We start from the raw sequence: 5,609 nt of genomic DNA on the forward strand, positions 1-5,609 counted from the left end.
ACCAGTCTCAAGACTCTTCGATAGCCGACATTCTCAAATCAACTAAAGCGCGGAACAAAAAAAAGCCCAACCTTTCGGTTGGGCTTTTTTAGGCTGTAAGAGCCTGACAATGACCTACTTTCACACGGGAACCCGCACTATCATCGGCGCTGACGCGTTTCACTTTCCTGTTCGGGATGGGAAGGAGTGGTACCACGTCGCTATGGTCATCAGGCATAACTGGTTGCCGTCTTGACGAATCAAGACAACGAATTCATAGAGTTTGGAATCAGCTTGAGCTTATTTTGAATGCGTCAACTTGGCATAACACCCTGATCGATTAGATCAAAGTTATAGGGTCAAGCCGCACGAGCAATTAGTATCAGTTAGCTTAACGCATTACTGCGCTTCCACACCTGACCTATCAACGTCCTGGTCTTGAACGACTCTTTAGGGGGCTCAAGGCCCCGGCAGATCTCATCTTGAAACGAGTTTCCCGCTTAGATGCTTTCAGCGGTTATCTCTTCCACACTTAGCTACTCGGCAATGCCACTGGCGTGACAACCGATACACCAGAGGTGTGTCCACTCCGGTCCTCTCGTACTAGGAGCAGGCTTCCTCAAATCTGCAGCGCCCACGGAAGATAGGGACCAAACTGTCTCACGACGTTTTAAACCCAGCTCACGTACCTCTTTAAATGGCGAACAGCCATACCCTTGGGACCGGCTACAGCCCCAGGATGAGATGAGCCGACATCGAGGTGCCAAACACCGCCGTCGATATGAACTCTTGGGCGGTATCAGCCTGTTATCCCCAGAGTACCTTTTATCCGTTGAGCGATGGCCCTTCCATACAGAACCACCGGATCACTATGTCCTGCTTTCGCATCTGCTCGACTTGTCAGTCTCGCAGTTAAGCACGCTTATGCCATTGCACTATCGTCACGATGTCCGACCGTAACTAGCGTACCTTCGAACTCCTCCGTTACGCTTTGGGAGGAGACCGCCCCAGTCAAACTGCCTACCATGCACTGTCCCCGATCCAGATAATGGACCTAGGTTAGAACCTCAAACACACCAGGGTGGTATTTCAACGTTGGCTCCACAAGATCTAGCGACCCTGCTTCAAAGCCTCCCACCTATCCTACACAGATCTGTTCAAAGTCCAATACAAAGCTACAGTAAAGGTTCATGGGGTCTTTCCGTCTTTCCGCGGGGAGATTGCATCATCACAAACATTTCAACTTCGCTGAGTCTCAGGAGGAGACAGTGTGGCCATCGTTACGCCATTCGTGCAGGTCGGAACTTACCCGACAAGGAATTTCGCTACCTTAGGACCGTTATAGTTACGGCCGCCGTTTACTGGGACTTCAATCAAGAGCTTGCACCCCATCATTTAATCTTCCAGCACCGGGCAGGCGTCACACCCTATACGTCCACTTTCGTGTTTGCAGAGTGCTGTGTTTTTAATAAACAGTCGCAGCCACCGATTTTTTGCAACCCATTCATGCTTCGTTGTTCACTACACACTAATAGGGCACACCTTCTTCCGAAGTTACGGTGTCAATTTGCCGAGTTCCTTCTCCTGAGTTCTCTCAAGCGCCTTAGAATACTCATCTCGCGCACCAGTGTCGGTTTGCGGTACGGTCGTTGTTAGCTGAAGCTTAGTGGCTTTTCCTGGAACCTCGTTCAGTTACTTCACGGGCAAGCCCGCTCGATCAATGGCCTCGGTATATGTGCACCGGATTTGCCTAATGCACGCCTACATCCATCTAAACCGACATATCCAACAGTCGGATAACCTATTAAGATCCGTCCCCACATCGCACTAACAATCGGTACAGGAATATTGACCTGTTTCCCATCAGCTACGCATCTCTGCCTCGCCTTAGGGGCCGACTCACTCTACGCCGATGAACGTTGCGTAGAAAACCTTGCGCTTACGGCGAGGGGGCTTTTCACCCCCTTTAACGCTACTCATGTCAGCATTCGCACTTCTGATACCTCCAGCGTGCTTTACAACACACCTTCACAGGCTTACAGAACGCTCTCCTACCACTTGCAATAAATTGCAAATCCGCAGCTTCGGTAACTGGCTTAGCCCCGTTACATCTTCCGCGCAGGACGACTCGATCAGTGAGCTATTACGCTTTCTTTAAATGATGGCTGCTTCTAAGCCAACATCCTGACTGTTTTAGCCTTCCCACTTCGTTTCCCACTTAGCCAATTTTAGGGACCTTAGCTGGCGGTCTGGGTTGTTTCCCTCTTGAGTCCGGACGTTAGCACCCGGTGCTCTGTCTCCCAAGCTGTACTCGTCGGTATTCGGAGTTTGCCTTGGTTTGGTAAATCGCCATGATCCCCTAGCCAAAACAGTGCTCTACCCCCGACGGTAATACTTGAGGCACTACCTAAATAGTTTTCGGAGAGAACCAGCTATTTCCAAGTTTGTTTAGCCTTTCACCCCTATCCACAGCTCATCCGCTAGTTTTGCAACACTAGTCGGTTCGGACCTCCAGTACCTGTTACGGCACCTTCATCCTGGCCATGGATAGATCACTTGGTTTCGGGTCTACACCCAGCGACTGATCGCCCTATTCGGACTCGATTTCTCTACGGCTTCCCTATTCGGTTAACCTTGCCACTGAATGTAAGTCGCTGACCCATTATACAAAAGGTACGCAGTCACCCCTTACGAGGCTCCTACTTTTTGTAAGCACGCGGTTTCAGGATCTATTTCACTCCCCTCCCGGGGTTCTTTTCGCCTTTCCCTCACGGTACTAGTTCACTATCGGTCAATGATGAGTATTTAGCCTTGGAGGATGGTCCCCCCATGTTCAGACAGGATTTCTCGTGTCCCGCCCTACTTGTCGTTAACTTAGTACCACACAGGTCATTTCACGTACGGGGCTATCACCCGCTATGGCCAGTCTTTCCAAACTGTTCCGTTATGTCTTGTGCTATCACTAACAGGCTTCTCCGATTTCGCTCGCCACTACTTTCGGAATCTCGGTTGATGTCTTTTCCTCGAGCTACTGAGATGTTTCAGTTCACCCGGTTCGCCTCGCATAGCTATGTATTCACTATGCGATACCTTTGCAGGTGGGTTTCCCCATTCGGAAATCTCCGGATCAAAGCTAATTTGCCAGCTCCCCGAAGCTTATCGCAGGCTATCACGTCCTTCGTCGCCTATCATTGCCAAGGCATCCACCACGTGCTCTTATTCACTTGACCCTATAACTTTGACGTCTCACCAGTTCGCACAGGTAAAACACAAAATCATTTCAAGGAATATGTCAGGTCTTTCACCTGACGCGTTATGCCGTAATTGAACTTTCGTTCAGATTACTTAAATTTCAAACGTGAAGTTTGATATTCATTTTGACGCAATCAAAAATTCATGTTGCTGATGGCACGGTCTGCACGAAACCTTTACGAATGTACAGTTTCCATCAGCAACGCTGATTCGACTCTATGAATTTTTAAAGAACAGCCGATTGATCAAGAGATCTTGATCAACAACAAAGAAGCCTCGTGCTTTCGCAAGAAGCTGCTTTGGTGTTGACTTGAATAGCGTTGTTGAACGCGTGGTCGAAAGAAATGGTGGAGGTGACAGGACTCGAACCCGCTACCTACTGCTTGCAAAGCAGCCGCTCTCCCAGCTGAGCTACACCCCCAAAACACTGGCATTGGAGGACTGGTGGGTCTGGTTGGTCTCGAACCAACGACCCCCGCCTTATCAAGACGGTGCTCTAACCAACTGAGCTACAGACCCGAGTCGGTCGCCCCGAGATTGCACACAAGGTGCAGTCTCAGGCGACTACCTTCCAACAACCGATAAGTGTGGGCGTTCAAATTAAATTGCTGTTTCCAGAAAGGAGGTGATCCAGCCGCACCTTCCGATACGGCTACCTTGTTACGACTTCACCCCAGTCACGAACCCTGCCGTGGTAATCGCCCTCCTTGCGGTTAGGCTAACTACTTCTGGCAGAACCCGCTCCCATGGTGTGACGGGCGGTGTGTACAAGACCCGGGAACGTATTCACCGTGACATTCTGATCCACGATTACTAGCGATTCCGACTTCACGCAGTCGAGTTGCAGACTGCGATCCGGACTACGACTGGTTTTATGGGATTAGCTCCCCCTCGCGGGTTGGCAACCCTTTGTACCAGCCATTGTATGACGTGTGTAGCCCCACCTATAAGGGCCATGAGGACTTGACGTCATCCCCACCTTCCTCCGGTTTGTCACCGGCAGTCTCATTAGAGTGCCCAACTAAATGTAGCAACTAATGACAAGGGTTGCGCTCGTTGCGGGACTTAACCCAACATCTCACGACACGAGCTGACGACAGCCATGCAGCACCTGTGTTACGGTTCTCTTTCGAGCACTAAGCCATCTCTGGCGAATTCCGTACATGTCAAAGGTGGGTAAGGTTTTTCGCGTTGCATCGAATTAAACCACATCATCCACCGCTTGTGCGGGTCCCCGTCAATTCCTTTGAGTTTCAACCTTGCGGCCGTACTCCCCAGGCGGTCAACTTCACGCGTTAGCTTCGTTACTGAGTCAGTGAAGACCCAACAACCAGTTGACATCGTTTAGGGCGTGGACTACCAGGGTATCTAATCCTGTTTGCTCCCCACGCTTTCGTGCATGAGCGTCAGTACAGGTCCAGGGGATTGCCTTCGCCATCGGTGTTCCTCCGCATATCTACGCATTTCACTGCTACACGCGGAATTCCATCCCCCTCTACCGTACTCTAGCTATACAGTCACAGATGCAGTTCCCAGGTTGAGCCCGGGGATTTCACAACTGTCTTATATAACCGCCTGCGCACGCTTTACGCCCAGTAATTCCGATTAACGCTTGCACCCTACGTATTACCGCGGCTGCTGGCACGTAGTTAGCCGGTGCTTATTCTTACGGTACCGTCATGGGCCCTCTTTATTAGAAAAGACCTTTTCGTTCCGTACAAAAGCAGTTTACAACCCGAAGGCCTTCATCCTGCACGCGGCATGGCTGGATCAGGCTTTCGCCCATTGTCCAAAATTCCCCACTGCTGCCTCCCGTAGGAGTCTGGGCCGTGTCTCAGTCCCAGTGTGGCTGGTCGTCCTCTCAGACCAGCTACAGATCGAAGGCTTGGTGAGCCTTTACCTCACCAACTACCTAATCTGCCATCGGCCGCTCCATTCGCGCAAGGTCCTTGCGGGTCCCCTGCTTTCATCCGTAGATCTTATGCGGTATTAGCACAGCTTTCGCTGCGTTATCCCCCACGATTGGGCACGTTCCGATGTATTACTCACCCGTTCGCCACTCGCCACCAGGATTGCTCCCGTGCTGCCGTTCGACTTGCATGTGTAAGGCATGCCGCCAGCGTTCAATCTGAGCCAGGATCAAACTCTATAGTTCGATCTTGATTTTTTTCGCTCTTTCGAGCAACTCATAAAAACGGAATTGAAGTGATTCACTTCTATTCTCATGAGCGTTTAAAGTCTTAAAGACTTTGTTCCGAAGAACTTGGCAATTAGCCTTCAAACGCCCACGCTTATCGGCTGTAAATTTTTAACGAACTGTTTACTCAACATCTTCTGCCGAGTAACTCGCTTCGCTGTGATCAGCGCAGCCTTAGATT

2 tRNA genes and 3 rRNA genes are annotated in these 5,609 nt (G+C 50.5%); all 5 read right to left on the bottom strand.

The features are described from left to right. Positions 1 to 101 precede the first annotated feature (101 nt). Positions 102 to 214, bottom strand: a 5S ribosomal RNA gene (gene rrf / locus QN413_RS26710). A gap of 120 nt (positions 215 to 334) precedes the next feature. Further along, a 23S ribosomal RNA gene (locus QN413_RS26715) occupies positions 335 to 3,209 on the bottom strand. Between the two features lie 367 nt (positions 3,210 to 3,576). Further along, a tRNA-Ala gene (locus tag QN413_RS26720) sits at positions 3,577 to 3,652 on the bottom strand. Positions 3,653 to 3,673: 21 nt separating this feature from the next. Beyond that, a tRNA-Ile gene (locus QN413_RS26725) sits at positions 3,674 to 3,750 on the bottom strand. A gap of 99 nt (positions 3,751 to 3,849) precedes the next feature. Continuing rightward, positions 3,850 to 5,386 (bottom strand): 16S ribosomal RNA (locus tag QN413_RS26730). Together the 16S, 23S and 5S rRNA genes with 2 tRNA genes alongside form the textbook arrangement of a ribosomal RNA operon. Between the last annotated feature and the right edge of the window lie 223 nt (positions 5,387 to 5,609).

Source organism: Variovorax sp. LG9.2, assembly GCF_035018885.1.
In the GTDB taxonomy this organism is placed as follows: domain Bacteria; phylum Pseudomonadota; class Gammaproteobacteria; order Burkholderiales; family Burkholderiaceae_C; genus Variovorax.